The sequence below is a fragment of the Methylophilus sp. VKM B-3414 genome, from assembly GCF_032248435.1.
Taxonomy (GTDB): domain Bacteria; phylum Pseudomonadota; class Gammaproteobacteria; order Burkholderiales; family Methylophilaceae; genus Methylophilus; species Methylophilus glucosoxydans.
The window spans coordinates 146287-170955 of the sequence record NZ_JAVTLI010000006.1 but is presented as its reverse complement, the minus strand read 5'-3'; the positions used below and the strand labels follow the sequence as shown (position 1 = coordinate 170955).

General features: G+C 52.0%; 31 protein-coding genes and 1 tRNA gene. 3 read left to right on the top strand and 29 right to left on the bottom strand.

Translation table 11 applies throughout. The features are described 5' to 3' along the window. Positions 1-48: 48 nt before the first annotated feature. From Q9292_RS07200 to rpsU, 6 genes are all read right to left on the bottom strand, one after another. The gene (locus Q9292_RS07200; protein WP_313986366.1) at positions 49-732 is read right to left on the bottom strand and encodes a hypothetical protein; all 684 of its coding nucleotides are present in this window, start codon (positions 730-732) and stop codon (positions 49-51) included. 90 nt (positions 733-822) lie between these two features. Beyond that, a tRNA-Ile gene (locus tag Q9292_RS07195) sits at positions 823-901 on the bottom strand. A 20-nt stretch (positions 902-921) separates the two neighbouring features. After that, entirely contained in the window at positions 922-2871 is a 1950-nt protein-coding gene (gene rpoD, locus Q9292_RS07190) for an RNA polymerase sigma factor RpoD (RefSeq protein ID WP_194749144.1), read from the bottom strand. 149 nt (positions 2872-3020) lie between these two features. Further along, entirely contained in the window at positions 3021-4760 is a 1740-nt protein-coding gene (dnaG, locus tag Q9292_RS07185; RefSeq protein ID WP_313986364.1) for a DNA primase, read from the bottom strand. A 78-nt stretch (positions 4761-4838) separates the two neighbouring features. Further along, positions 4839-5282, bottom strand: a complete 444-nt coding sequence (locus tag Q9292_RS07180; RefSeq protein WP_194749142.1) for a GatB/YqeY domain-containing protein — start codon at positions 5280-5282, stop codon at positions 4839-4841. Between the two features lie 151 nt (positions 5283-5433). Further along, positions 5434-5646 (bottom strand): 30S ribosomal protein S21, encoded by a 213-nt coding sequence (gene rpsU / locus Q9292_RS07175; RefSeq protein WP_018987466.1) that lies wholly within the window; start codon positions 5644-5646, stop codon positions 5434-5436. Between the two features lie 138 nt (positions 5647-5784). On the opposite strand from rpsU, the gene tsaD reads away from it, so the two are divergent. Then, a complete protein-coding gene (gene tsaD, locus Q9292_RS07170) occupies positions 5785-6807 on the top strand; it encodes a tRNA (adenosine(37)-N6)-threonylcarbamoyltransferase complex transferase subunit TsaD (protein WP_313986360.1) in 1023 nt (340 codons plus the stop codon). 109 nt (positions 6808-6916) lie between these two features. Here tsaD and plsY read toward each other — a convergent pair whose 3' ends face one another. Continuing rightward, on the bottom strand, positions 6917-7528 hold the full coding sequence (plsY, locus tag Q9292_RS07165; protein ID WP_194749140.1) for a glycerol-3-phosphate 1-O-acyltransferase PlsY: 612 nt from the start codon (positions 7526-7528) through the stop codon (positions 6917-6919). A gap of 109 nt (positions 7529-7637) precedes the next feature. Between plsY and folB the strand changes: the two genes are divergently transcribed. Then, a complete protein-coding gene (gene folB / locus Q9292_RS07160) occupies positions 7638-7988 on the top strand; it encodes a dihydroneopterin aldolase (RefSeq protein WP_313986358.1) in 351 nt (116 codons plus the stop codon). A 553-nt stretch (positions 7989-8541) separates the two neighbouring features. Here folB and xerD read toward each other — a convergent pair. From xerD to Q9292_RS07050, 22 genes are all read right to left on the bottom strand, one after another. Further along, positions 8542-9459, bottom strand: coding sequence for a site-specific tyrosine recombinase XerD (gene xerD, locus Q9292_RS07155; RefSeq protein WP_313986356.1), 918 nt, complete (start codon positions 9457-9459; stop codon positions 8542-8544). A gap of 6 nt (positions 9460-9465) precedes the next feature. Then, positions 9466-9942 (bottom strand): methylated-DNA--[protein]-cysteine S-methyltransferase, encoded by a 477-nt coding sequence (locus Q9292_RS07150; RefSeq protein ID WP_313986354.1) that lies wholly within the window; start codon positions 9940-9942, stop codon positions 9466-9468. Positions 9943-10046: 104 nt separating this feature from the next. After that, the gene (gene rplS / locus Q9292_RS07145) at positions 10047-10436 is read right to left on the bottom strand and encodes a 50S ribosomal protein L19 (RefSeq protein WP_194749841.1); all 390 of its coding nucleotides are present in this window, start codon (positions 10434-10436) and stop codon (positions 10047-10049) included. A gap of 33 nt (positions 10437-10469) precedes the next feature. Then, complete coding sequence (gene trmD, locus Q9292_RS07140) at positions 10470-11219, bottom strand: tRNA (guanosine(37)-N1)-methyltransferase TrmD (protein WP_228518971.1); 750 nt, start codon at positions 11217-11219, stop codon at positions 10470-10472. An 18-nt stretch (positions 11220-11237) separates the two neighbouring features. Continuing rightward, positions 11238-11774: a ribosome maturation factor RimM gene (gene rimM / locus Q9292_RS07135; protein WP_194749839.1), complete on the bottom strand. Its 537-nt coding sequence runs from the start codon at positions 11772-11774 to the stop codon at positions 11238-11240. 37 nt (positions 11775-11811) lie between these two features. Further along, positions 11812-12234: a 30S ribosomal protein S16 gene (gene rpsP / locus Q9292_RS07130; RefSeq protein WP_194749838.1), complete on the bottom strand. Its 423-nt coding sequence runs from the start codon at positions 12232-12234 to the stop codon at positions 11812-11814. An 81-nt stretch (positions 12235-12315) separates the two neighbouring features. After that, complete coding sequence (queC, locus tag Q9292_RS07125; protein WP_194749837.1) at positions 12316-13014, bottom strand: 7-cyano-7-deazaguanine synthase QueC; 699 nt, start codon at positions 13012-13014, stop codon at positions 12316-12318. Positions 13015-13016: 2 nt separating this feature from the next. Beyond that, positions 13017-13658, bottom strand: a complete 642-nt coding sequence (gene queE, locus Q9292_RS07120) for a 7-carboxy-7-deazaguanine synthase QueE (protein WP_275356506.1) — start codon at positions 13656-13658, stop codon at positions 13017-13019. Positions 13659-13742: 84 nt separating this feature from the next. Continuing rightward, the gene (locus Q9292_RS07115) at positions 13743-14606 is read right to left on the bottom strand and encodes a YbgF trimerization domain-containing protein (RefSeq protein WP_313986350.1); all 864 of its coding nucleotides are present in this window, start codon (positions 14604-14606) and stop codon (positions 13743-13745) included. Then, entirely contained in the window at positions 14593-15144 is a 552-nt protein-coding gene (gene pal, locus Q9292_RS07110) for a peptidoglycan-associated lipoprotein Pal (protein ID WP_194749834.1), read from the bottom strand. Before pal ends, Q9292_RS07115 begins: the two co-directional genes overlap by 14 nt. A gap of 61 nt (positions 15145-15205) precedes the next feature. After that, positions 15206-16501, bottom strand: a complete 1296-nt coding sequence (gene tolB / locus Q9292_RS07105) for a Tol-Pal system beta propeller repeat protein TolB (protein WP_409934479.1) — start codon at positions 16499-16501, stop codon at positions 15206-15208. A 99-nt stretch (positions 16502-16600) separates the two neighbouring features. Next, entirely contained in the window at positions 16601-17440 is an 840-nt protein-coding gene (gene tolA / locus Q9292_RS07100; protein ID WP_194749832.1) for a cell envelope integrity protein TolA, read from the bottom strand. A 21-nt stretch (positions 17441-17461) separates the two neighbouring features. Then, complete coding sequence (locus tag Q9292_RS07095; RefSeq protein WP_194749831.1) at positions 17462-17854, bottom strand: ExbD/TolR family protein; 393 nt, start codon at positions 17852-17854, stop codon at positions 17462-17464. Positions 17855-17865: 11 nt separating this feature from the next. Beyond that, on the bottom strand, positions 17866-18540 hold the full coding sequence (gene tolQ, locus Q9292_RS07090; RefSeq protein ID WP_194749830.1) for a protein TolQ: 675 nt from the start codon (positions 18538-18540) through the stop codon (positions 17866-17868). Beyond that, positions 18537-18932 carry a tol-pal system-associated acyl-CoA thioesterase gene (ybgC, locus tag Q9292_RS07085; protein ID WP_313986343.1) on the bottom strand — a complete coding sequence of 132 codons (396 nt, stop codon included), beginning with the start codon at positions 18930-18932 and terminating at the stop codon, positions 18537-18539. The genes tolQ and ybgC overlap by 4 nt, the downstream gene beginning before the upstream one ends. Position 18933: 1 nt before the next feature. Continuing rightward, positions 18934-19980: a Holliday junction branch migration DNA helicase RuvB gene (gene ruvB, locus Q9292_RS07080; protein ID WP_194749828.1), complete on the bottom strand. Its 1047-nt coding sequence runs from the start codon at positions 19978-19980 to the stop codon at positions 18934-18936. A 129-nt stretch (positions 19981-20109) separates the two neighbouring features. Then, positions 20110-20685, bottom strand: a complete 576-nt coding sequence (gene ruvA, locus Q9292_RS07075; RefSeq protein WP_194749827.1) for a Holliday junction branch migration protein RuvA — start codon at positions 20683-20685, stop codon at positions 20110-20112. Next, positions 20682-21242 carry a crossover junction endodeoxyribonuclease RuvC gene (ruvC, locus tag Q9292_RS07070; RefSeq protein ID WP_194749826.1) on the bottom strand — a complete coding sequence of 187 codons (561 nt, stop codon included), beginning with the start codon at positions 21240-21242 and terminating at the stop codon, positions 20682-20684. The genes ruvA and ruvC overlap by 4 nt, the downstream gene beginning before the upstream one ends. A gap of 59 nt (positions 21243-21301) precedes the next feature. Then, positions 21302-22030, bottom strand: a complete 729-nt coding sequence (locus tag Q9292_RS07065; protein WP_194749825.1) for a YebC/PmpR family DNA-binding transcriptional regulator — start codon at positions 22028-22030, stop codon at positions 21302-21304. Between the two features lie 181 nt (positions 22031-22211). After that, positions 22212-23132: a DMT family transporter gene (locus Q9292_RS07060; protein WP_313986338.1), complete on the bottom strand. Its 921-nt coding sequence runs from the start codon at positions 23130-23132 to the stop codon at positions 22212-22214. A 16-nt stretch (positions 23133-23148) separates the two neighbouring features. Further along, the gene (locus Q9292_RS07055) at positions 23149-23523 is read right to left on the bottom strand and encodes a YybH family protein (protein WP_313986336.1); all 375 of its coding nucleotides are present in this window, start codon (positions 23521-23523) and stop codon (positions 23149-23151) included. Between the two features lie 28 nt (positions 23524-23551). Continuing rightward, positions 23552-24061, bottom strand: a complete 510-nt coding sequence (locus tag Q9292_RS07050) for a MarR family transcriptional regulator (RefSeq protein WP_313986334.1) — start codon at positions 24059-24061, stop codon at positions 23552-23554. 112 nt (positions 24062-24173) lie between these two features. Here Q9292_RS07050 and Q9292_RS07045 point away from each other — a divergent pair, with 112 nt between their 5' ends. Further along, positions 24174-24605 (top strand): CBS domain-containing protein, encoded by a 432-nt coding sequence (locus Q9292_RS07045; RefSeq protein ID WP_194749821.1) that lies wholly within the window; start codon positions 24174-24176, stop codon positions 24603-24605. Positions 24606-24669: the final 64 nt, after the last annotated feature.

Here is a 24669-nt window from a genome sequence, read left to right as displayed (position 1 = left end):
CGCTCCCGCAGAGTTTGAACGGCGGTATTTCGAGAGGCTCGAAAATATCTAGGCTAGCCGGGGCGATTCAGGCTCTTTAGCAATCTTTTTAACAATCTGTATTAAGTTGATATCTTTTTCACCTACTAATCCTACATTAGGGTGGTAGCGATAACCTGCATCTTCAGCTTCAACTTCTGCGAGTGAAAGTTTGGCATACTCTCTTGCCTTCTCAAACTCTTCGTTTCTACAGCAAATTGCAGCCATAACACCATAGTATCGGAAGCGTGAGCTTGCAAATGACAATATTAAATGCTCAGCATTCGCTTGGCTTAGTTTCTTTTCAGCTATCGACAGAAACTCGTCAAAATACTCTGGCATGCTGTACTCAACTGCAATCACTCCAAAAGTTAGCCATGCCCCAGTAAGATAATTGGGAAGTTTAACTTCACAGTTTATGGCATGTCTCAACTCTTCAATCGCCTGTCCCGGTTTACCAAGCTTTAACAGGCATGTAGCTCGCTGATGATGCACTTCTGCGAGATCAAAAGTTGTGGGATATTCGGATACAATTCGCTCAAGCAACTCGAATGCTGCGTTAATTTCACCAGCTTGCTCTAGATGTTCTGCTTGAATTCTAATTATTTGAGATCGTGAATCTGGATGCCGTGTACGTGAGAGCTTCTTCCAGAACTCCTCAGCATCAAGTTCACTCCATGTAGTCTTAGTGTACCAATCAGTACTGCTGGCCATATTCTATTGTTTCTTTTTTGAAATTCTTTTTAGTTTACCTCACGCAAAACAAAAAAGACCCAAGGCGTTAACCTTGAGTCTCTCTATAAATGGTGGCCCCTCTGTGAGTCGAACACAGCACCAACGGATTATGAGTCCGCTGCTCTAACCAAGCATGAGCTAAGGGGCCGGGAAGCGTGGGATTATAAACTAATCCTGACCGTTTTCTAAGAAGCTGCGCAGACGTTCCGAGCGGGTCGGGTGACGCAGTTTACGCAGGGCCTTGGCTTCGATCTGGCGGATACGTTCACGGGTGACATCAAACTGTTTGCCGACTTCTTCCAGCGTGTGGTCGGTGTTCATTTCGATACCAAAGCGCATACGCAATACTTTGGCCTCGCGTGGGGTGAGTGATTCCAGCACTTCACTGGTAGCGTCACGCAGGCTGGCGTAAACCGCTGCGTCCATTGGGGCCAGTGTGGTGTTGTCTTCAATAAAGTCGCCCAAGTGGCTGTCTTCGTCGTCACCAATCGGCGTTTCCATGGAGATCGGCTCTTTGCTGATTTTGAGGATTTTGCGGATTTTTTCTTCCGGCATATCCATTTTTTCAGCCAGAGTGGCAGGATCAGGCTCAAGACCAGTTTCTTGCAAGATCTGGCGGCTGATACGGTTCATCTTGTTGATGGTTTCGATCATGTGGACCGGAATACGGATGGTACGTGCCTGGTCAGCGATAGACCGGGTGATGGCCTGACGGATCCACCAAGTGGCATAAGTAGAGAATTTGTAACCACGGCGGTATTCAAACTTGTCCACGGCTTTCATCAGGCCGATGTTACCTTCCTGGATCAGATCGAGGAATTGCAGGCCACGGTTGGTGTACTTTTTAGCAATAGAGATCACCAGACGCAGGTTGGCCTCGATCATTTCGCGTTTGGCGCGACGGGCACGGGCTTCGCCAGTGGTCATTTGCTTGTTGATTTCACGCAACTCTTTAATTGGCAAGCCAACGCGGATTTGCAGATTTTGCAACCGCTCTTGCTGGTCCAGAATAGAGTGTCTAAAACGCTCTAAACGCTCACCGTAGGCAGGTTTACCTGCCAGCTCGTCATCCAGCCAGTTGAGGTTGATTTCGTTGCCAACAAAGCTCTTGATGAATTGCTGGCGGGGCATATTGGCTTTTTCTACGCAGAAATCCATGATTTTGCGTTCGTGCGTACGCACTTCTTCGACCATGTTACGCACTTGGTCGCACAAAGCTTCAACCTGTTTGGCAGAAAAGCGGAAAGCGGTCAGCTCGTCGAGCACTTGCTGATGCAAAGTCTTGTACTCGGCATCGTTGGTACCTTTAGCCTCGCGGATATTGTTCATTTTGGTATTGGCGGCACGAATCACGGCAAAGCGTGACAGGACCTCTTCTTTGAGTTTTGCCAAGGCCTCGGCCGAAAGCGCAGATGCTTTGGCATCGCTGTCTTCGTCCTCGTCTTCGTCTTCCTCGTCGGCGGCTTCCTCTTCTTCAGCATCCGCCACGGCCAAGGCGTCATCCAGACCGAGGTCGCTGTCGATCAAACCATCGACCAGCTCATCCACGCTCATTTCGTCTTTTTCGACTTTGTCCACCATCTCCAGCAATTGGGCGATGGTGGTTGGGCAGGCGGCAATCGCCTGCACCATATGCTTGAGGCCGTCCTCAATACGCTTGGCGATCTCAATCTCGCCTTCACGGGTCAACAGATCAACGGTACCCATTTCGCGCATGTACATACGCACGGGGTCAGTTGTACGCCCAAACTCTGAATCAACCGTAGCCAATGCCTGCTCTGCTTCTTCAGCGGCATCTTCATCTGTCACGGCAGGGGGTGCATCAGACATCAGCAACACTTCGGCGTCCGGGGCTTCTTCATACACCTGGATACCCATGTCGTTGATCATGCCGATAATGCTCTCGATCTGCTCGGAGTCTTGTACATCATCCGGCAGGTGGTCATTAATTTCGGCGTAGGTCAGGTAACCGCGCTCTTTACCTAATACAATCAGGGTTTTGAGGCGTGTACGACGTGCCTCGGCATCCATTGCCTGGGTGGCGGGGTCTTTGTGTGTTTCGACTTCGTTGATTCCGAGTTCTTTGTCTAAACTTTTATCTGCTTTGGGTCTGGCCATGGCCGATTCCACCTCTAAAATGATTGATGCCGAGTGCTGGCAAACGCTGCAGGCACATCACTCGATTTAACATTACGGGAAACCCTCTATTTTACCAGATTTTTGCACGTTTTTTAAGCATGCCCTCACGGTTTTTAGGGAATTACCGACTAGCGCTTGCTGGTTAATTGCCGCAAGGCTTCACGCTCTGCTTCAGACAACATTGAAAATGGCTTTTCAGTTAACTGCCCCAACAGGGAATTTTCACGTGCAGTGACCGCCATGTCTGATAATTGGGTACATGCCCCCTCAAATTCAAGCGTAAAGTCCAGGCTTTCATCCAACAAAGACAACTCGCGCTGCAATTGGTGTCGTAGCGACTCAGAAATATAGGGCGCAATCATCTGCAACAGCACCACAGGACGAGACTCAGGCTTGGCAATCGCTGCCTTCAACACCACGCGCAACATCTGCGCCTCATCACTCTCACCCGCCACCTGCTCGAGTAGCGCGGCCTGCGCCCATTGTGGCCGCATGAGCAACATCAACGCCAAACGCAGATGCAAAGATAACGGCGTACGCGAGCGTTGACGCACGGCTTTTTCCTTGGCTTTGGCGGTATTCGGCAATTTCAGCATGCGCTGCATTTCGCCTTGCGCCAGGCCGGTCATCTCGGCAACCTTTTTACGCAACAGCATGGCATAACGCGGCGCCTGAATTTGCTTAAGAATGGGCTCGGCGTCATTCAAGAATTGCACTTTATCCTCTTGCGAGGCCAGCGGGTTATGCTCACTTAAATGCTGAATGATATATTGCGACAAGGGCATGGCCTGATTCATCTCGGCCTCAAAGGCTTCTTTGCCAAACTCGCGCACAAAGCTGTCGGGGTCATGCTCGGCAGGCAAGAATAAAAACCGCAACTTAAGGCCATCTTTGATGGCAGGCAAGGCATTCATCACCGCCCGCCAGGCCGCAGTCCGCCCGGCTTTATCGCCATCAAAACTGAAAACGATTTCATCGGTTTGCCGCATCAGCTTGGCAATATGAAAAGGCGTAGTCGCCGTGCCCAACGCCGCGACGGCATATTCAATGCCATACTGCGCCAGCGCCACCACATCCATATATCCCTCCACCACCAACACCCGCCCCGCATCACGGATGGCGCGGCGCGCCATAAACAAGCCATACAATTCGTGCCCTTTTTGAAACACGGGCGTTTCCGGCGAGTTGTAATATTTGGGACTGTCTTCAGGGTTAATTACACGCCCCCCAAAGCCGATGACTTCCCCTTTTTGGTTATGGATAGGGAACATGATGCGGTCACGGAAACGATCGTAGCGACGACCCTGCTCGTTTTGCACCACCAGCCCGGCAGTTTCCAGCGGCTCGGCATCATATTGCGGAAAAACCGTTTGCAAATTTTGCCACCCGGCTGGCGCATAACCAATCTGGAATTTTGCTGCGACCTGCCCGCTTAAGCCGCGTGCTTTCAGGTAATCAATCGCCCGCGGTGATTTTTTTAACTCAGCTTTGTAATAATTGGCGGCCTGCTGCAAAGTCTCTTGCAAACTGAGTAGCACGGCTTTAGATGTTGGTGCAGGTTGGTTGGGATCACGCTGCTCCTGCGGCACGATCATACCGACTTGCTTGGCGAGGTCATGTACGGCCTCGACAAAACTCAAGCCGTTATATTCCATTAAAAAACTCAAGGCCGAACCATGCGCGCCACAGCCAAAGCAATGGTAAAACTGCTTGGTCGGACTCACGGTAAAACTGGGGGATTTTTCGTTATGAAACGGACAACAGGCTGAATAATTGGCCCCGGCTTTTTTCAGCGGAACAGACTTGTCGATGACATCGACAATATCTACGCGATTAAGCAGTTCTTGAATAAAACTTTCCGGGATCATAAATGCAAGTATCGCTGATGCGGGTCAAAAAAACAAAGGGCGCAAATGCGCCCCTGACTCAATGCCTGCAAAAACACACTACCCCAAGGCAACCTTGATCAAGCCAGACACTTTCGCCATATCTGCCTTACCGGCGACCAATGGTTTCACTGCACCCACCACTTTACCCATATCCTTGGCACCCGCTGCACCCGTTTCAGCAATCACTTTGGCGATCACCGCATTGATTTCTTCTTCGCTCAACTGGGCAGGCAAATAAGCCTGCAACACGGTGACTTCAAATTTTTCCTGATCAGCCAAATCCATGCGGTTAGCGCCTTCAAATGCAGCAATCGAATCACGACGCTGCTTGAGCATTTTCTCAATGGCGGCAATCACGGCATCGTCGTCCAACTCAATACGCTCATCCACCTCGCGCTGCTTGATGGCGGCTTGCAACAAACGAATCACGCCCAGCTTGGGCATGTCTTTCGCCCGCATCGCGGTTTTCATGTCTTCAGAGATTTGTGCTTTCAGGCTCATAGCGGGGATTATTCTCAATTAAAGAAGGACGTTAAAGCGTATGCTTTAAAAACAGCTAAAGGTTGCGGAAATCCACAACCTTCGCATATTTGTTTTTTCAAACCGGGTAGCCAAGGGATGACTTACCCGATCTGCACATCTACTTAAAAAATTAGTAGAGTTTGGTAGGCAACTGTTGGTTGCGCAGACGGCGGTATTGACGCTTAACCGCGGCAGCCGCTTTACGCTTACGCTCCCAAGTTGGCTTCTCGTAGAACTCGCGAGCACGCAAGTCGTTCAACAAACCGGTTTTCTCAATCAAACGCTTGAAACGGCGCATTGCAACGTCAAACGGTTCGTTCTCTTTCACACGAATAGCGGTCATGTAAATCCCTATCCTTCAAATATTGGTTAGACAATGGTGCTTGCGGATTGATGCAGCACTGAAAACCGCGTATTCTATCGCGCTTATTTGGATTTATCAATCCTTTCTGCAAAAAAACGTATGCGAGACTTATCTTAGATGTTGGTATTGGGCATTGAATCCTCTTGTGACGAAACCGGGGTGGCGTTATACGACACGCGCCGCGGATTGCTGGCGCACGCCCTGCACTCACAAATTGACATGCATGCAGCCTATGGCGGCGTCGTGCCGGAGCTGGCCTCCCGTGACCATATCCGCCGCGCACTCCCGCTCACACAGCAAGTCCTGGCGCAAGCCGATAAAACCCTGCAAGACCTCGAAGGCATCGCTTACACGCAAGGCCCCGGCCTGGCGGGCGCCTTGCTGGTCGGCACCAGCATTGCACAATCGCTGGCCATGGCCCTCAATGTCCCGTCTGTGGGAGTGCATCACCTGGAAGGCCATCTACTGGCACCCATGCTCGAAGAAAACCCACCCGCCTTCCCGTTTGTCGCCTTGCTGGTCTCGGGCGGACATAGCCAACTCATGCGCGTGGATGGCATTGGCCAATATGAACTATTAGGTGACACGCTGGACGATGCGGCTGGCGAAGCCTTTGATAAAACGGCGAAACTCTTGGGCCTGGGCTATCCCGGCGGCCCAGCGGTGTCTAAACTGGCCGATCAGGGCAAGCCACAGTTTCAACTGCCGCGTCCCATGCTCAACAGCCCGGATTTAAACTTCAGCTTTAGCGGCCTGAAAACGGCCGTGTTGACGCTGGTGAACAACCAGCCAGAATTGAATGAAGAAACAATTAAAGATATTGCCTGGGAATTTCAAGAATCCGTCACCGAGATTCTGGTGCACAAATGCCTGAAGGCACTCAAACAGACCAAACTCAAACGACTGGTGGTGTCTGGCGGCGTAGGCGCCAACAAACGCCTGCGTACCCGGCTCAATGAAGCCGCCGCCAAACGTGGTATCAGCGTCAATTATCCACGCCTAGAATTCTGCACCGATAACGGCGCCATGATTGCCTTTGCCGGTGCGATGCGCCTGCACGCCATGCAGCCAGGCAAGCAGGATTACAGCTTTAGCATCCGCCCACGTTGGGATTTGGCTGAGCTCAAAGCCCCTCAGTGATTGCCTGCTAAAGGGCGTTGCTGGGCTGTATTTCTACCGCCGATAAAATCTAAAAAAGACTCACAAAACGATCTTCCCAGTTTTCATATCTGGGTTTATCGGCAGTTAGCTATTTCTTTCCAAAACGGCTTTCAGTGCCGGCCAACAGTTTTTCAATATTCGATTGATGACGAATAATCAAAAACGCGGACATCACCACGACCACCGCCACATACACCGGATAAGGTGACAGAAACTGCCAGGCAATCAACGGTGCCAATACGGCAGCGACAAGCGCAGACAACGAAGAAATGCGGCTGATTAAAAACACCGCCAGCCAGACGGCAACCACACTCAACGCCAGCCAACCCGAAAAGGCAATCATCACACCCAATGCCGTCGCCACACCTTTGCCACCTTTGAATTTATGATAAATCGGGTACAAGTGACCAATAAACACCGCCAACCCCACCAGTGCAACCACGTCCATCAACATGCCTGCCTGCAGTGCCAACCAAGTGGGCAACCAGCCTTTGAACGCATCGCCCAGCAAGGTCAAAATGGCAGCAGATTTTTTACCACTGCGCGCCACATTGGTCGCGCCGATATTGCCACTCCCCACGGTGCGTGGATCTGGCAGGCGGTACAGCTTGCTGATAATAATGCCAAAAGCAATCGAGCCTATCAGGTAAGCCGCAGCGATCCACACCAATGCTTCAATATCAAAACCAATTTCGTTCATGCGCTTAATTCCACTGAAATGCAGCCGCTTAGCCAGCCACTGCACGATGTTGTATGATGCCGAATCATACTGGATTCCAGCCTGCGCGGAAATAAAAGGACACAGATTCATGGACACAATTTTTCTCGAACAAGTCAAAGTGCAAACCAAACTGGGCGTGCCAGAATGGGAGCGCACCGTGCCACAAACTGTGATTCTGGATATTGAAATCGGCTACGACTTTAGCAAAGCCTGCCTCAGTGACGCGATTGAAGACACGATTGATTATGGTCAGGTAGTCGCCCGCATTCGCGAAACATTAGCCGAGCATAGCTTTAAACTGGTTGAGGCCTTGGGTGAACATGTGTGCCAGCTGATTTTGCAGGAATTTAAAGCGCAGAATGTGAAGTTGAAGGTGAGTAAACCGGGGATATTGCCAGGATTGAAAGCGTTGGGGGTTACGCTTTATCGGACTGCTTAATTCTTAAGTTTTTTCGCTTAAGATATATTCTATATTCGCCTTTAGGCGACCGTTCTCTCTTATGCTTGCCCATAAGAAGAAGGCAAAGAACAAGACACCCTAGCTTCCAGTTGTTGCCTGCGCTACTCGGCGCAGCAAATAGGGGCTCGAAAAATCCGTGAGCGCCACTGGTAGTGGATTAAAGAAAAGAATTTTGGTTTTTAACTATTACAAACTTCTGCAATGCTTGTTTGGCGAGATAAATCCCATTCCATCACGCTGAGTAGCGGAAACAAAGTAAGGAAAAAGGGAGCGACTGTCTGAGCTCCGCGGCAGCTTGCGGGGTGTGCAAGCTGCTAGGGCGAGTTTCGTGACCGCTTACTTTGTTGAGCAACGCAAGGGAGCCGCAAGGCCGTGATGGCTGGGTGCCCTCCTCTTTGGTTACTTTCTGTGGGGCAAGCAACAGAAAGTAACTCGCCTAGAGGCGAAAGAAAACTTACCAATAAATAAAATCCGCTTGAAACGACATACAAGTGGACTCCGACCTCCGCCGGAATGGCGATACACAAGGCAACTATCCCCTCGGATGATGCGCCTTATGTAACTGCTGCAACCGCTCCCTCGCCACATGCGTATAAATCTGCGTGGTCGAAATATCTGCATGTCCCAGCAACATCTGCACTACGCGTAAATCCGCGCCATGATTGAGCAAATGCGTGGCAAACGCATGGCGTAACACATGCGGGCTGATATGCTGTGAAATCCCCGCCTGCAAGGCATACCGCTGAATAATGTGCCAGAACGCATGCCGTGTCATGGCATCGCCACGTGTGGTGACAAACACCGCATCACTCAGACTGCCTTTTAAAATCTCAGCGCGGGCGCTTGCCAAGTAACGGTCTATCCACTCGGCCGCTTCCTGACCCATGGGCACCAGGCGCGTTTTGCTGCCTTTACCGGTGACGCGCACCACGCCATCTTGCGTACTGACCTCGCTGATTTTGATATTCACCAGCTCTGAGACACGCAATCCGCTGGCATAGAGCAGCTCAAGCATGGCACGGTCTCGCATACCAAGCGGCACATTCACATCCGGGGCATTGAGCAAATCTTCCACCTGCGACTCACTCAGCGTTTTTGGTAGTGACCTAGGCATTTTGGGCGCTTCGATATGCAAGGTGGGGTCTTGATGAATCAGATTGGCGGCCAGCGCGTACCGGTAAAAACGGCGCAAGGTGGCTATCAGACGGTTGATACTCCGCACCTTCACTTGCGGGAAACGATGGGCAAGATACGCTTGCACATCATGCGACTGCACCTCCCACAAAGTATGGGTGTGCTGTCTGCACCACTCTGCAAAACCTTTTAAATCATTGCGGTAGCTGGATAAGGTATTGGGCGACAAGCCATCTTCCAGCCAGAGCTGGTCGATAAAGGTATCGATTTCAGGAAATGCTGCCGCCTCGGTCAAAGAATGCGCTTTTTGCTGCATCGGCGTTTATTTGTGGCCTTGCTCATGGGCGAGCAGCCAGCGTTTAATCTCCAAACCACCGCCCAAGCCTTGCATAAATCCGCCCAGCCCATGGCTGGCAACCACCCGGTGACAGGGATTAAACAAGGGCAAGGGATTGGCACCGCAGGCATTAGCCACGGCACGTGGGCCAGAGTCAACCGCTGCCGCTAACTGGCTGTAAGTCCAGGTTTCACCGACAGGGATCGCACGCATGGCCTGCCAGACGCGTTGCTGAAAAGCCGTGCCGAGAGTGGATTGAATGGGTTGCCAGACCATATGCGGATTTTCAAGATAAGTGGCGACTTGATCGGCCACGGCTTGCGCACGCGGATTGGGGCTGGCTTTGACGGGCAATGCATGTAGCAAGAATTGCAGCCGCTCACCGGCCTCATCGCTACGCACACCAACAAAGCCAAAGGGCGCAGGTACCAATGCATCGAGTTCATCATCAAGACGGTTCATGCGCCTATTTAACTGTAATCTTGGCCCGGGTGCAACCAACGATCGTTGGAATATGGCAATAAAAAAGCCCTTCAACTGAAGGGCTTTTTGCTGCAACGCTTGAATTAAGAGTTGTCTGCTGCGATGTCTTTTTCGCGCGCAACCAGTTTCTCTTTAATACGTGCAGATTTACCTGAACGCTCACGCAAGTAGTACAGTTTAGCGCGACGCACGTCACCACGGCGTTTCACTTCGATAGAAGCGATCAGTGGGGAGTAAGTCTGGAATGTACGCTCAACGCCTTCACCTGAAGAGATTTTACGCACGATGAAAGAGGAGTTCAGACCTCTGTTACGCTTGGCGATTACAACGCCTTCGTAAGCCTGCACCCGTTTACGGTTACCTTCAACCACGTTTACACCTACAACTACGGTGTCACCTGGCGCGAAGTCAGGGATAGCTTTGTTTAAACGAGCAATTTCTTCTTGCTCTAACATTTTGATAATGTCTGCCATGTCAGTTCCTTTTAATTGTAAAGTGACTCGTTCCTACTCGACGCCTTTTGATGCAACGTCTTTAAGTAGCCTAGCCTCTTCTTTCGTCAACGGCCTTTCAGCCAATAAATCCGGGCGTTTAGCCCTTGTTAGCAGCAGCGATTGTTGTAATCGCCATTGTCTAATCTTTTCATGGTGTCCAGACAGCAATACGTCGGGCACCTTTAATCCTGCAAATTCTTCCGGGCGCGTGTAGTGCGGATAATCGAGCAGGCCATTCACAAATGAATCTTCCTGCGCCGAATCAGCATCGCCAAGTGCCCCAGGCAATTGGCGGATGATGGCATCCAGCAACACCATGGCAGGCAACTCACCGCCACTTAACACATAATCGCCGATGGAGAGTTCTTCATCCACCAAGGTATCCAGCACGCGCTGGTCTACGCCTTCATAGCGGCTGGCTAACAGCACCAGCCCCGGTAATGCTTTGAGCTGCACCACTTTTTCGTGTGTCAGCGGTTTGCCCCGTGGCGATAAGTGGATCACCCTGGGCGTTATTTCTTTCGCACTTAAGCGCGCTTTGGCTTCGCCTATGGCATGTGCAAGCGGCTCCGCCAGCATCACCATGCCTGGTCCACCACCATATGGCCGATCATCAACGGTGTGATGCACATCCTGCGTATATTGGCGCGGATTGGTCAGCGTTAACTGATATAAGCCACGCTGTCTGGCACGACTAGTAATCCCGTATTCCGTCAGTGCTGCAAACATCTCAGGAAACAAACTGATCACTTCAATCTGCATCATGAGCTGCGCTTTCTTTTAAAAATCGGCATCCCACTCCACAAGCACGGTACCCGCCTGGATATCCACCTCTGGCACAGCGTCACTGGTAAACGGGATCAAACGCTCGCGATACTCTTCGCGCAGTTTGCCATCCTTGCCTTTGACCTGTGTCGGCTGCTTTTCACGCACGACCAGCACATCGTTTGCGCCGGTTTCCAGCACTTGCGTAATCTTGCCGAAGTCCACGCCTTCAGTATTGCTGACTTGCAAACCGATCAGATCAGACCAGTAATACTCGCCCTCTTCTGTCTCGGGCAAGGCCTCACGCGGTACAGCAATTTGCTGACCTTTGAGCGCAAAGGCGGCATCTCTATCGCCCACCCCTGACAACTTGATCAGCAACACATCGTTATGGATTTTGGCTTGCTCTACCGTCGTTTCACGCCAATTCGGCGCTTTACCGATCCACCAGGCTTCGTAGTCCAGCAGGCCATCCAGATACTCAGTATCAGGCACGACTTTTACCCAGCCATAAACGCCATATGGGGCGACAATGCGCCCCATCACAACCATGTTCTCAAACGCCATCTGTATTCAGGCGTTGAAACAATTACTCAGCAGCTGGCGCTTCAGCGGCAGCTGCTTGTGCGGCGGCAGCTTCTGCAGCAGCAGCGTCGGCTTCTGCTTTAGCCTTGGCAGCGGCTTCTGCAGCGGCAGCAGCAATGGCTTTCTCTTTGGCAGCTTCAGCTTTAGCAACTTCTTTCGCTTTAGCAGCAGCCATGCCTTCAACGCCTTTAGCGTGGAATTTAACCAGACGTGCTACGGTGTCGGACAGTTGTGCACCGTTCTCAACCCAGTATTGTGTACGTGCTTCATCGATACGCAGGCCTTCAGCGCCAGCGCGTGCAGATGGATTGTAGAAACCAACGCGCTCGATAAAACGACCGTCACGACGGTTGCGGGAATCTGCCACAACAACGCTGTAAAACGGGTTCTTTTTGGAGCCACCACGTGATAAACGAATAACGACCATAATCTTGTTCTCTTAAAAATGAATTTCTTTGCAGAAAGGCGCGGATTATACTTGATTTTTTAAAACAGTGGCAAGTCTTTTTCACTCACCTGACGATGCATTCCTGTACAGCGTCGGATCAGCCACGCCCGCTTGTATAAATCCCGCTTTACGGAAGCGGCAGGAGTCACACACGCCACACGCGGCGCCTTGACCATCGGCCTGATAACAAGAAACGGTTAAGCCATAATCCACGCCCAGCGCATGGCCGGTGCGGATAATGTCAGCCTTGGTCATATCGATCAACGGTGCATGCACGGTAATGGTTTGTCCCTCTACCGCTGCTTTGGTAGCCAGATTGGCCATTTGCTGGAAGGCTTTGACATATTCACCACGGCAATCAGGGTAGCCGGAATAATCCAGCGCATTGACGCCGATAAAAATATCCCGCGCCTGTAACACCTCGGCCCAGGCGAGGGACAAGGATAGCATAATCGTATTGCGTGCCGGCACGTAAGTGACAGGAATGCCCTGCGTCTCTTGCTCAGGGACGGCGATCGCATTGTCAGTCAGTGCCGAACCACCAAACAAGGACAAATCCAGCTGTACGGTTTTATGCTCGGCTGCCCCCAAGGCTGCCGCAACGCGTTGGGCGGCCTGCAGCTCGACATTATGGCGCTGATGATAATCCAGACTCAGGCAATAACAGTCATAGCCTTGCGATTTGGCAATCGCCAATACCGTACTTGAGTCCAGGCCGCCCGATAATAAAATCACCGCCTTAGGGTTTGCTGCTGTCACGCTTATACTCCTTGTTTCTCGCCCCAGAGAATTTTATGTAATTGAAGCTGCATACGCACCTTGAGGTGATCTTGCAAAATCCAGCTGGCCAAAGTTTCGCCACTGACCTCATGAAAGCTGGGCGAAAATAACTGATCGCAATCGACCGGGAATGCCCGGGTCTGCAACATCAATTTGGCCCAGTCATAATCTTCCCGGCTGCAAATCACCCATTTCACTTCATCACCGGCTTTCAGCAAAGGCAAGTTTTCCCAGCGGTTTTTTTCTACTTCACCCGACCCAGGCGTTTTGATGTCCATAATGACTTTCACGCGTGAATCGACCTCGGCGATATCCATGGCACCACTGGTCTCCAAAGACACCTGATAGCCAGCATCGCCCAGCCTGGTCAGCAATTCGATACAGCCCTTTTGCGCCAGCGGCTCGCCGCCGGTCACGCAGACGTAACGGGTATCGTAGGCTGCAATCTGCTGCATGATGTCATCCAGCGTCATATTGCTGCCGCCTTTAAACGCATACTCCGTATCACAATAACCACAACGCAATGGGCAGCCGGTCAGGCGGATAAAAATCGTAGGCAGCCCGACACGTGAGCTCTCGCCCTGCAGGGAGTAAAAAATCTCGAAAATTTTGAGTGTGGTCATGGGGAAACTAAAAGTAAACGGGCAGATATTGCTATCTGCCCGCTATTATCGCTGAAATAAGGTCATTTCAATAACGAAAATCTGCTATTTGATCGTTTCGAGCACTTTCAAGCGTTTTTGTGCGCTAGGCGTCACTTCAGCCGATGGATAAGCCGCAATGAGATCCTTCAAGGTCTTTTTGGCGGCCGGAATCTGCCCCAACTGAATCTGACTATTCGCCAGATTCAGCATGGCATTCGGTGCCAAGGGATGCGTCGCATAACTCTCCAGAAACTTCTGCTGTGTGGCAGCAGAAGATTTGTAGCTCTTCAGTGCAAACTGGGTATATCCCATGCCGTACATGGCATCTGGCACCAGCTTGCTATTAGAGTAAGTCTTCAGGAACGCATCATAGGCATTAAAGGCCTCTTTGTACTTGCCTGCCTGGTTGAGCGACTCTGCCTCGGCAAACGCGCTGGTTTCCTGCTGGGAAACATCAGCTTTTGCATCGCCAGTCGTGCCACTCGCGCCTGCGACAGGTAAGCCTTGACCATTTGTCACTGATTGTGCCAAGGTTTCCAGCTTGCGCACACGCGTATCCAGATCGGTGTAAGACGCATTCTGCTTGGTACGCATATCCTCAAGCTGATGGGTCACCACTTCAAGATCACCCTTCAGTTGTGCCACATCCTGACGGAGCTGCTCCAGCTGATTCTGCATGTCCAGCAAACCCTTGCCGTTGATCAGCATTTCCAGACTTTGCACGCGCCTGTCCAGCGATTGCTGGGTGCGTGTCAGGTCTGTGATGGCTTTTTGCTGTGCATCATAATCTGCACCCTGCTTGGTTTCGAGCTCAAGAATACGCTTTCTGGCTTCAGTATCATCGAATAAAGCCGCCTGGCTGACGGTAGACACCGTCAAGCCAAGGGCCATCAATACCGCAGCGTATCGCAAATTACTGACCTGCATAAACGATGTCTACGCGGCGGTCTTGCTGGAAGCAACCGTCATCCGCGCAGTTTTGTTTCGCACGCTCTTCACCGTAGCTCACGGTTTCGATCTGGCTATCGCTCACGCCCAATACGTTCAGCGCATTTTTCACAGCCACGGAACGACGCTGACCCAATGCCAGGTTGTACTCGTGTGTGCCACGCTCGTCGGTGTTACCCTGCAGTACCACTTTAGTTTGTGGGTGGGCGATCAGGTATTTGGCGTGGTTAGCGATCAGGCTCTTGTACTCTTCACGAATCGCGTCGCTGTCGTAGTCAAAAAATACCTGACGCTTGGCCAATTCAGCGGCACTCAACTCGTCTTTGCTGGTATCCACATCAACGGTTTTGATATTGATTTTGTCTGTGTTTGCAGAGCCATCATTACCATTGCCGTTTTGTTTTGCCATTGGGCGAGTCACGCTGGAATCTTCAACCTTGGCTGGGTTCATCGGGGTGCTTTTACAAGCGGTTAGCACTAATGCCAGTGCTGCAATTGTCCAAATACTCTTGTTCATACTTTCTCCTTAAAAATGATTGACTGAATAAAATTAACCAAAAAGACGATAATTGTTACGACTACTTGGCTGAAGCTTGTGCAGGACCCCAGGCGGGCTCACGAATATCACCGCCGGCCTCAGACAGACGCTGCCTGACCAGGCCATCCACGGTCACTGTCGCCAAGGTCCCTTTGCCGCCCACCCGGGTGGCATACATGATGGTACGTGCGTTCGGGGCAAAGCTCGGCGACTCATCTTGCGAACCATTGCTCAGCAGTTTGACATTGCCAGACGCCAACTCCTGAACGGCTACTTTAAAAGAACCGCCGTCATTGCGAATGTAGGTTAAATACTTGCCATCGGGGGAAAAGCGCGGGCTCACGTTATAGCCACCCTCAAAAGTCACGCGCGAAGGGGAGCCACCAGAAGCAGGCACCTTGTAAATCTGAGGGCGTCCGCCACGGTCTGAGCTGAAGTAAATAAACTGGCCATCAGGCGAGAACGCTGGCTCGGTATCAATCGCACTGCTTTTGGTGATTTGCTGCAAGTTGGAACCATCCGCAGCAATAGTATAAATCTGTGAGTTGGCACCATAGGTCAACACCACCGCCAATTTGCTACCGTCTGGCGACCAGGCCGGGGCACTGTTATTCCCCTTGAAGTTAGCCACCACTTTGCGCTCACCCGTATACAAGGACTGCACAAAGACAATCGGTTTCTTTTTCTCAAAAGACACGTAAGCCATCTTGGTGCCATCTGGCGACCAGGCCGGTGAAATAATCGGCTCATTCGACGACACCAGCGTTTGCGCATTGTAGCCATCGTAATCCGCAATTTGCAGCGTAAAGCGCTTACCTGTTTTGGTAACGTAAGCAATGCGCGTGGCAAAGGCGCCGGGCTGACCGGTAAACTTTTCATAAATCTGGTCGGCAATCATGTGCGCGACATGGCGGTATTGACTAGCAGAGACGGTATACGTCAGTTGCAGCAACGCCGTTTGACGCAACACATCCATCACCTGCACCGAGATCTTGAGATTGCCGTTGCCTGTTGACTGCACTTCACCCAGGCTCAAGCCTTGTGCCTTGAGCGCAGTCCAGTCGGTATATTTGATTTGAGAAGCATTGGTCGGCAACGCTGGCATGCCGCTGGTATTGATAATACGGAACATGCCACTGCTACGCAGGTCGTTACTGATGATCTCATGCAAACGGCTTTGTGCTTGCGGATTGTCTGTCTCGGCCATCGGCAGAATCGCGACTGGAATCTGAATGGCACTACCGCCACTGATCTCAAGCTCTAGTGCCGCATGGGCAGGGATAACCGCCAGCAGCGCAACGAATCCGGCAAAAATAGCAGTAGCAAATGCGTGCATCAAACCTCGTGTGTGTGTTTTCATGGTAACAATATTATTCATCTGGTTTGCTTATATATCTGAATTATAACGAAAAGCCGCTTCATCGTCATTGCTTGCTTAGCCACGTGGCTTCAACTTCAAGCGAATCTGATCTACCATTTTTCTACGTGCCGCAGGATCATCCGGCAAATCGAAGGGCTTGGCCGCCAAAATGGCACGGATCACAGCATCATCACAAATGGCATCGCCCGACCCTCGCACCAGCTTGGGCATGCCGGAAATATCTCCCGAATTCATCATCTGGATATCTACCAGCAACTCGGGGTTAGAAACAGGGCACAAGCCGGGGTTCACATTGCTACGGATTTTGCGGCTCATCAAGCCCATGTAATAACTGAGCACAGACGGATCAACCGCTGCAGCCGCCGCCGACTGCTGTGCGTCCAACTCTTGCTGGCGCATCGCATCCTGAATTTTTTTCAGCTTTTCTTCTTCCTCTTGTTTACGCAAGGCTTCCTGAATTTTTTTCAGTTTTTCTTCCTGCTTTTTCTGCTCAAGTTCCTTCTTTTTCTCTTCATCTAGCAGGCGCTTCTTCTCTTCCTCCTGCTTTTTGAGTGCAATTTCCGCCTCTTGTTCCGCTTGCTTGACTTGAGGCGCAGGCTCAGGCTTGGGTTGCGGTTTAGGTTCTGGCTCAGGCGGCTTGGGCGGCGGTGTCGGTTCTGGTTTGGGTTCAGGCGGTGGTGGCGTCGGTTCTACTGGCTTTTCCACTGGCTTGGCAGGCTGTTTACTAGGCAAGCTATCCCACAAGGTCGCCTCCATCACACTGGGGGTCACGTGGACCGCTTTCCAGTCAACCATAAAGATCATGCCCAAGCACAGTAACACGTGCATGAGCACGGATAAGATCGCTGCCCGTTTGCGTATCGCCTGATCTTGTGGGGAGTAAGTGACTTTCATGCGCTTTAAGCAACCTGCCCGTTATTTCTCATTCTGAAACAGCAAACCAACTTGATTCACCTGCGCCTGTTTGAGCAAATCCATGACGGACACCACCTCACCATAAGGCGTGTTTTTATCTGCAGACACCACCACCGGCTTTTGTGTCTCAGACAGGCGCTGACGAATCAAAGCCAGCATATCGTCACGCTGCATCTCTTTGCCTTCCATCATCACTGTGCCTTCTTTTTGCACGGTGATCACAATCGGGTCACCACTCTGCTTGAGGGCCTGCCCGACTTTGGGCAACTCCACCATGCCGGGATTGGTCATGGGCGCGGTCACCATAAAAATCACCAGCAACACCAGCGTGACGTCGATATAGGGGACGACGTTAATCTGGTTCATCATGCGACGTTTACGCGTTCTGCTCATCGCGGCTCCTATCAGGCTCTACGTTGCAAAATGTTGGTAAATTCTTCGATAAAGCTCTCGTAACGGACAGAGAGGCGGTCTACGCCCGCAGCAAAGCGGTTATAGGCAATCACGGCTGGGATCGCGGCAAACAACCCGATCGCAGTCGCCACCAGCGCCTCGGCAATGCCAGGGGCAACCTGGCTCAATGTCGCCTGCGCAACGTTAGACAAGCCACGGAAGGCGTTCATGATGCCCCATACGGTGCCGAACAGGCCGATGTAAGGACTGACCGAACCTACGGAAGCCAAGAATGGCAGGTGCGCATCCAGATAATCCAGTTCGCGGTTATACGCTGCACGCATGGCACGACGCGTCGCCTCCATCACATCACTGACTTCGGTATCTTTTTGCTGCTTGTAACGGATAAATTCTTTTAACCCGGCCTGAAAAATGCTGGCCATGCCTTGAGGTGTTTTGCGACCAGTCGTGATGCGCTCGTACAGCTCGTTCAAATCACCGCCGGACCAGAATTGCGCTTCAAACTGATCCACATTTTCGTTGGCAGCCTTGAGTGAAAAAACCTTAATGAAGATATACCACCAGGAGGCGAGTGAGGTCAGCAGCAGAATCAGCATCACCAGCTGAACTGGCAAACTGGCCCCGCTCACCAGGGTAAAAATCGACATATCGTTCGCTACATTCATGAAGACTCCAGTGCAATTTTGATACGGGCCGGAATACCCGTGGGTTTAAATGAATCCGCATCAACACAGGCGACTTTCACCTGTGCCTCAATTAAAAGCGTGTCGCCACGCATGACCTGCTGCTGGCAGCTAAAACTGCCACGCCCCATCTCCAGCAACTGCGAAGCCACCCGCAACTGGTCATCCAGCCGGGCCGGTTTTTTAAATTGTAGCTGCATGCTGTGGACGACAAACAACACATGTTCTTGCTGCTTGAGCGCGCTTTGGTCAAAGCCCGCAGTCCGCAACCACTCGGTGCGCGCACGCTCCATAAAATTCAGGTAGCGGCTGTGATAGACCACACCACCGGCATCGGTATCCTCGTAATACACACGTACAGGAAACTCAACCATGTTATTGCCCGGCATCTTGCCATAAATCGGCTGACACCATGCTGACAGGCGCTTTCAAGCCAAAATGCTGGTAAGTCAACTGCGTGGCCACGCGTCCGCGCGGCGTGCGCATCAGATAGCCTTGCTGAATCAGATAGGGCTCCAGCACATCTTCTATGGTGTCACGCTCTTCACCAATGGCCGCGGCAAGATTGTCCAGTCCCACTGGCCCGCCACCAAACTTTTCAACCACCGCCTGCAATAACTTGCGATCCATCACATCCAGCCCTTGCTGATCGACATCCAGCATTTTCAAGGCGGCATCGGCAATCGTATCGGTCACAATGCCATCCGATTTGACTTGCGCATAATCCCTAACCCGGCGTAGCAGGCGGTTGGCAATCCGCGGTGTGCCGCGTGAACGTCTGGCAATCTCCAGTGCCCCGGCAGCTTGCATTTCAACCTCGAGCAAGTTGGCCGACCGCATGACAATCTTGGAGAGCTCGGCGTGACTGTAAAACTCCAGCCGCGCCACAATGCCAAAGCGGTCACGCAAGGGGTTGGTCAACATGCCCGCGCGCGTGGTCGCCCCCACCAGCGTAAAAGGCGGCAAATCCAGTCGCACACTGCGTGCTGCAGGTCCTTCACCGATCATGATATCGAGTCGGTAATCTTCCATGGCCGGATACAAAATCTCCTCAACCACCGGGCTCAGGCGATGAATCTCGTCAATAAATAAGACGTCGTTGGGTTCAAGATTGGTCAGCAATGCAGCCAGATCGCCGGCTCGCTCCAACACTGGGCCCGAGGTCATGCGCAGGTTTACGCCCATCTCTTTAGCCACAATGTGAGCAAGCGTGGTTTTACCCAGACCAGGCGGGCCGAACAGCAGCACATGATCAAGTGCCTCTTGTCGGCCACGGGCCGCATTAATAAAGATTTCGAGTTGACCGCGCGCCTTCTCCTGCCCCACATACTCATCCAGATGCTTGGGACGCAAGGCACGCTCAAGCGCCTCTTCTTGAGTGCTGGCAGTAGCGGGAGCGACGAGTCTATCGGTTTCTATCATGGGTGATGGGCGATGAAGTGCAATGCAATACTCAACAATGAAGGCCTCATGCCGCGATTGAATCAGTTATTTTTGTCATCATACCATGCAGCGTATGACTATTACAGACTCGCGCTCGGCCTGGCCGGACTACTTGGCCAGATACTTGAGCGCCTGCCGGATACCATCGCTCACACTAATGCCAGGCTCCAGCAACTTCAGGGTCGCAGCCGCCTCACGCTCATGGTAACCAAGCGCCACCAGTGCATTGAGGATATCATCTGTCGCCGCTTTGACGGCCGGTTGCGCCGAGGTGGACCCCGTCACTACAAACTTGTCTTTAAGCTCCAGCAACAGGCGCTCGGCCGTTTTTTTGCCAATGCCGGGAATCCGCGTCAGCAAGCCGACTTCTTGCTGGCTGACAGCGAGCATCAAATCATTCACGCTGACACCACTCAAAATCGCCAGCGCAGACTTGGCACCAATGCCATTCACCTTCAACAACTGCTTGAAGGTATTTTTCTCTTGCTCACTGCCAAAGCCATACAGCAGTTGCGCATCCTCGCGCACCACCATATGCGTCAAAATCTGCACAGGTTGCCCCAGATCGGGCAAATTATAAAAAGTGCTCATCGGCACCTCTACTTCATAGCCCACGCCATTGCAATCCACCACAATCAAGGGTGGGGACTTTTCCAGCAAGCGGCCATTCAGGCGTGCGATCATATCAATCTTCCATTTCTAACTCTGAAGCCGGTCGTCGCCAAAGCCCCTAAGCCCTGACCGCCATGCGCATGACAAATCGCGCAAGCCAAGGCATCCGCAGAGTCCGGGCTAGGCGTAGCTGGTAATTTAAGCAGGCGCTTGACCATCTCTTGCACCTGCTCTTTTTGCGCATGGCCGTTACCCACGACCGATTGTTTCACTTGCAGCGCCGTATATTCAGCCACCGGCAGTTGACGGATCACCGCCGCAGAAATGGCAGCGCCGCGCGCCTGACCCAACAATAGCGTGGACTGAGGGTTGACATTAACAAACACTTTTTCAATCGCCACTTGCGTGGGCTGATAGGTTGAAATCACCTCAAACAAGCCGTCCAGAATAACCTTCAGGCGCTCGGGCAAGGCCTCTTTTTCCGATTCGCCCTCTGCGGTTTTTTTAGCTGAAGCGGTTTTAATCACGCCACTGGTCACGTAGGACAATTTGCCATCCACGGCCTCGATGACGCCAAAACCCGTAATTCTCAGGCCGGGGTCTATGCCCAAAATACGCTGACTACTCACGTCAAGACACCCAGTTCAAGCTGGTTGGCCAGAAAGGCGTGCACCGCCAATCGCGCCATTTAATCTTCTTCAATCACGGCAGAAGTGTAGACCTCTTGCACGTCATCGAGGTCTTCGAGCATGTCGAGAATTTTTTGCATTTTGACCGCATCATCGCCAGTAAACACCACTTCATTCAGCGGCTTCATGGTCACTTGCGCCATCACCGCCTTCAGGCCCGCAGCCTCAAGCGCTTCTTTCACCGTCACAAAATCGCCAGGGGCCGTGATCACTTCTATGCTGCCATCCTCATCGGCAATCACATCTTCCGCACCTGCTTCCAGTGCCGCTTCCATGACGGCATCTTCTGACACACCAGGCTCAAACACCAGCTGACCACAGTGCTTGAACATAAAAGCCACGCTACCATCAGTGCCGAGGTTGCCACCATGCTTGGTTAGGGCATGGCGCACATCCATCACCGCACGCTGACGGTTATCGGTCAGACAATCAATAATGATGGCTGCACCATTAATGCCATAGCCTTCATAACGAATTTCTTCGTAGTTAACACCCTCGAGCTCACCCGTGCCTTTTTTGATCGCACGCGTGATATTGTCTGAAGGCATATTCTCTTCTTTGGCCGCTGCCACGGCCGCACGCAGACGCGGGTTCATGGCTGTATCACCGCCACCCATGCGCGCAGAGACCGTGATCTCTTTAATCAGCTTGGTGAAGATTTTGCCGCGCTTGGCATCCTGACGACCTTTACGATGTTGGATATTGGCCCATTTACTATGTCCAGCCATATAACTTCCTTGTATTTTTTAACAACGGGATGAAATGTTTTAACTGGCGGATTTTACCACAGGCGCAAGCAGGCTTGGCGGCGGCTTGATTGAAGGCAGATAGGCAAGACAAATAAGAACAGGGCCTGATTTACGCAAGCCCTGCGCAATGAAAAAACCGGGAGAACAGCGAAAAATGCCGCTAAACGTTGGCACTCGCCGGCGGGATACCGTGATAGGCAGGCCGCATCATCAGAATGGAAACCAGGCTGAGCGAAAACAAAATCAGTGCCATGCCGATCATCTCCATGCCATCCGGCACTTCATGCAACTGTATCCAGGCCGCAATCACCCCAATCACGGGTGCCAGCATGGAGGCCATACTGGCCACCCCGGCGGGCAACCGCTGCAAGGCAAACAGCCAGAGTAACCAGGCCAACGCGCCACATAACACCACATTAAACAATACCGCGCCGATCAGATAACCCGACCATTGCATAGTCGGCGCAGGGACCAGAAAGGCAATCAGCACCATGGGCAGCGAACCCAGCAACATTGGCCAGGCAGTCAGATTGATCAGGTCTAGCGTTGGATGACGTCTATGCAATTGCTTGGTCATAATCGCAGACACCGCCCACGACACGCCGGACAACACAGCCAACAGCATGCTGAAGCTGTCTGCACGCAAATGCAAAGGATCAAAAATAAACAGCATGCCCAACACAGCCGAAATCACCGCCAGCCATTGCCAGCCGTGGATACGCTCACCGAGCATGGGCCAGGCAAACAGCAAGGTCCAGAAAGGCATGGTATAAGTCAGCACCGCCGTCTTGCCCGCGCCGCCTTGCACCAGCGCCCACATGAGCACGCCGGTAAACCCCACATTCTGCAAAATGCCGAGCAGCAGCATGGTTGGAAACTCGGTCAAGCCCATTGGCCGCCGCGTCACATACAGCACCAAAAACAACACCAGCGCGCCAAAAAAGGTACGCATGGCGGCAAACTGGAACGGCCCCGCATATTGCAACGCGCTTTTCATCACCACCCAGTTATAGCCCCAGATCAGCGTCAGCACCAGCAGTGCTGTCAGTGCCTGTGAACGCTGTTTAACCAATTGATCCATGACGTTATCCGCTGATTTAGTTCCAGATATGGGTCACTGCCAGCCACTGCCCATCAGGCTGCTTTTGAAACACCACTTGTACATTGCCGCCAAACTGCTGCTTGACGCCATCCTCAGCAATCATGGCTGCTGCCCAATGTCCGGTTTGAGTGACCAGCGTTTCGCTGACCACCGCCTCGTTCATCGTCAGCGCATGTTCAATGACCCCAGCCTGAATCAGGCCAGCAAAAAAATCTGCCACCGCCTGACGGCCCTTCACGACCTGGCCAGCGGGCGCAGGCATCACGATCGCCTGCTCTGCATACAAGGCCGTAATCGCCTGTGGATTTTTGCTGTTAAAGGCGGCATCAAACTGCTGGTTTAACGCAATGAAGTGATCAACATTAGTCATACAAAACTCCTGAATTAAAGACACATTACTATTTAAAATCCCAGGCTGAAATGCCCTGGTCTATCACCCCTAACAGCGCTTGCAAATCCTGGCGCTGCTGCTCGTTTAACCCTTGCATAGACTGGCGCAGCCGCGTGTAATAATCCGGCATCACGGCATCCAGCCGGGCTTGCCCGGCTTCAGTCAGACGCACTTTGACACTGCGCCTGTCTTCTGGCACCAAGATACGCTGGACCAGGCCACCTTGCTCCAGGCCATCCAACAACCCAGTCATGGTGGCGCGCGTCACCCCCAGCTTTTCTGCCAACACCGAGGGCGTAGAAGTCAGGTCAACTTCGCGCATCAACAAAATCAACACCCACCAGCGCCCCTGTAACAAATCGTGTTTACTCAGGCAGGCATCCAGCGCCACTGACAAATCGGTGGCCACACGCAGCAACATCAAGAAGCTGGCAATGGCCGTGACATCGGCTTCCGGATAGCGCTGGGCAAACCGTTGCAGGACTTCTGGGCTAGGAAGATCTCTAAGCTGTAACATAATTAGCCACATTATAGTTAGCCAGCTAATTATGTCAATAAAAATCTGAGGTTTTACTCCACGACACATCGGTGTATATTTAGACGCTCGTGCCCTATGAAAGGAGGAAGTCATGAAGACGCTTCAGCAAGTACTCACTCATAAAACACATCAAGGCATCATTAGTATTGCGCCCAACCGACCGGTGTTTGACGCACTGGTGATTCTGGCGGAATACCAGATTGGTGCACTGGCTGTGATCAAAGACGGCGAACTGGTGGGAATCTTCTCGGAACGCGATTATGCGCGCGAGATTATCCTGAAAGGCCGCTCATCCAAAACCACGCAAGTCAGTGAAGTGATGACAGAAAAAGTCATCACAGGCAAACCGGGTGACCTGGTCGAGTCGGCCATGAACACCATGCTGGAAAAGCGTATCCGCCACTTGCCCGTGGTCGATCATGGCAAACTGCTAGGCATGCTTTCGATCGGGGATATTCTCAAAGAGACGATAGACTACCAGCAATCACTGATCAAGCAGCTGGAAAGCTATATTCATAGCTGATGCATTTCAGCAGACAACAAAAAAGGGGAGCTGACTCCCCTTTTTTGATTGCCTAGTTTGATTC

Bases quoted from the DNA above. Each gene is read 5' to 3' on its own strand.
- Q9292_RS07200 (WP_313986366.1), bottom strand. From the start codon at position 732: ATGGCCAGCAGTACTGATTGGTACACTAAGACTACATGGAGTGAACTT.
- rpoD (WP_194749144.1), bottom strand. From the start codon at position 2,871: ATGGCCAGACCCAAAGCAGATAAAAGTTTAGACAAAGAACTCGGAATC.
- dnaG (WP_313986364.1), bottom strand. From the start codon at position 4,760: ATGATCCCGGAAAGTTTTATTCAAGAACTGCTTAATCGCGTAGATATT.
- Q9292_RS07180 (WP_194749142.1), bottom strand. From the start codon at position 5,282: ATGAGCCTGAAAGCACAAATCTCTGAAGACATGAAAACCGCGATGCGG.
- rpsU (WP_018987466.1), bottom strand. From the start codon at position 5,646: ATGACCGCTATTCGTGTGAAAGAGAACGAACCGTTTGACGTTGCAATG.
- tsaD (WP_313986360.1), top strand. From the start codon at position 5,785: ATGTTGGTATTGGGCATTGAATCCTCTTGTGACGAAACCGGGGTGGCG.
- plsY (WP_194749140.1), bottom strand. From the start codon at position 7,528: ATGAACGAAATTGGTTTTGATATTGAAGCATTGGTGTGGATCGCTGCG.
- folB (WP_313986358.1), top strand. From the start codon at position 7,638: ATGGACACAATTTTTCTCGAACAAGTCAAAGTGCAAACCAAACTGGGC.
- xerD (WP_313986356.1), bottom strand. From the start codon at position 9,459: ATGCAGCAAAAAGCGCATTCTTTGACCGAGGCGGCAGCATTTCCTGAA.
- Q9292_RS07150 (WP_313986354.1), bottom strand. From the start codon at position 9,942: ATGAACCGTCTTGATGATGAACTCGATGCATTGGTACCTGCGCCCTTT.
- rplS (WP_194749841.1), bottom strand. From the start codon at position 10,436: ATGGCAGACATTATCAAAATGTTAGAGCAAGAAGAAATTGCTCGTTTA.
- trmD (WP_228518971.1), bottom strand. From the start codon at position 11,219: ATGCAGATTGAAGTGATCAGTTTGTTTCCTGAGATGTTTGCAGCACTG.
- rimM (WP_194749839.1), bottom strand. From the start codon at position 11,774: ATGGTTGTGATGGGGCGCATTGTCGCCCCATATGGCGTTTATGGCTGG.
- rpsP (WP_194749838.1), bottom strand. From the start codon at position 12,234: ATGGTCGTTATTCGTTTATCACGTGGTGGCTCCAAAAAGAACCCGTTT.
- queE (WP_275356506.1), bottom strand. From the start codon at position 13,658: ATGACCACACTCAAAATTTTCGAGATTTTTTACTCCCTGCAGGGCGAG.
- Q9292_RS07115 (WP_313986350.1), bottom strand. From the start codon at position 14,606: ATGCAGGTCAGTAATTTGCGATACGCTGCGGTATTGATGGCCCTTGGC.
- pal (WP_194749834.1), bottom strand. From the start codon at position 15,144: ATGAACAAGAGTATTTGGACAATTGCAGCACTGGCATTAGTGCTAACC.
- tolB (WP_409934479.1), bottom strand. From the start codon at position 16,501: ATGCACGCATTTGCTACTGCTATTTTTGCCGGATTCGTTGCGCTGCTG.
- tolA (WP_194749832.1), bottom strand. From the start codon at position 17,440: ATGAAAGTCACTTACTCCCCACAAGATCAGGCGATACGCAAACGGGCA.
- Q9292_RS07095 (WP_194749831.1), bottom strand. From the start codon at position 17,854: ATGAGCAGAACGCGTAAACGTCGCATGATGAACCAGATTAACGTCGTC.
- tolQ (WP_194749830.1), bottom strand. From the start codon at position 18,540: ATGAATGTAGCGAACGATATGTCGATTTTTACCCTGGTGAGCGGGGCC.
- ybgC (WP_313986343.1), bottom strand. From the start codon at position 18,932: ATGGTTGAGTTTCCTGTACGTGTGTATTACGAGGATACCGATGCCGGT.
- ruvB (WP_194749828.1), bottom strand. From the start codon at position 19,980: ATGATAGAAACCGATAGACTCGTCGCTCCCGCTACTGCCAGCACTCAA.
- ruvA (WP_194749827.1), bottom strand. From the start codon at position 20,685: ATGATCGCACGCCTGAATGGCCGCTTGCTGGAAAAGTCCCCACCCTTG.
- Q9292_RS07065 (WP_194749825.1), bottom strand. From the start codon at position 22,030: ATGGCTGGACATAGTAAATGGGCCAATATCCAACATCGTAAAGGTCGT.
- Q9292_RS07060 (WP_313986338.1), bottom strand. From the start codon at position 23,132: ATGGATCAATTGGTTAAACAGCGTTCACAGGCACTGACAGCACTGCTG.
- Q9292_RS07055 (WP_313986336.1), bottom strand. From the start codon at position 23,523: ATGACTAATGTTGATCACTTCATTGCGTTAAACCAGCAGTTTGATGCC.
- Q9292_RS07050 (WP_313986334.1), bottom strand. From the start codon at position 24,061: ATGTTACAGCTTAGAGATCTTCCTAGCCCAGAAGTCCTGCAACGGTTT.
- Q9292_RS07045 (WP_194749821.1), top strand. From the start codon at position 24,174: ATGAAGACGCTTCAGCAAGTACTCACTCATAAAACACATCAAGGCATC.